The sequence below is a fragment of the Bacillus infantis genome (assembly GCF_050107595.1).
GTDB classification, from domain to species: domain Bacteria; phylum Bacillota; class Bacilli; order Bacillales; family Cytobacillaceae; genus Bacillus_AB; species Bacillus_AB infantis_C.
The window spans coordinates 1-539 of sequence record NZ_JBNILH010000030.1; the positions used below are offsets into that span (position 1 = coordinate 1).

Below are 539 nucleotides of genomic sequence, written 5' to 3' on the forward strand. Positions count from 1 at the left end.
GGTGATGTTCTACCACTGAACTACTTCCGCATATAAAATTGGTGCGGGTGAAGGGAGTCGAACCCCCACGCCTTGCGGCGCCAGATCCTAAGTCTGGTGCGTCTGCCAATTCCGCCACACCCGCATATATTGTTGCCTGAGATTAAATGGTGAGCCATGAAGGACTCGAACCTTCGACCCTCTGATTAAAAGTCAGATGCTCTACCGACTGAGCTAATGGCTCAAACACTCTACAAATATTGAAAATGGTGCCGGCTAGAGGACTTGAACCCCCAACCTACTGATTACAAGTCAGTTGCTCTACCAATTGAGCTAAACCGGCATATATGGTGGAGGATGACGGGATCGAACCGCCGACCCTCTGCTTGTAAGGCAGATGCTCTCCCAGCTGAGCTAATCCTCCATATTTTAAAGCCCGGCAGCGTCCTACTCTCACAGGGGGAGAGCCCCCAACTACCATCGGCGCTGAGAAGCTTAACTTCCGTGTTCGGTATGGGAACGGGTGTGACCTTCTCGCTATCGCCACCAGACTATTTAGA

Annotated in this window: 4 tRNA genes and 1 rRNA gene; all 5 read right to left on the reverse strand. The window is 51.4% G+C overall.

The features are described 5' to 3' along the window. Positions 1 to 39: 39 nt before the first annotated feature. The 5 genes from ACQCVH_RS25265 to rrf all read right to left on the reverse strand — a co-directional run bounded on the left by ACQCVH_RS25265 (position 40) and on the right by rrf (position 530). Positions 40 to 124, reverse strand: a tRNA-Leu gene (locus ACQCVH_RS25265). A 23-nt stretch (positions 125 to 147) separates the two neighbouring features. Continuing rightward, positions 148 to 223 (reverse strand) — tRNA-Lys (locus ACQCVH_RS25270). A gap of 23 nt (positions 224 to 246) precedes the next feature. Next, a tRNA-Thr gene (locus ACQCVH_RS25275) sits at positions 247 to 322 on the reverse strand. Positions 323 to 327: 5 nt separating this feature from the next. Next, positions 328 to 403, reverse strand: a tRNA-Val gene (locus ACQCVH_RS25280). A 10-nt stretch (positions 404 to 413) separates the two neighbouring features. Next, positions 414 to 530 (reverse strand): 5S ribosomal RNA (gene rrf, locus ACQCVH_RS25285). Between the last annotated feature and the right edge of the window lie 9 nt (positions 531 to 539).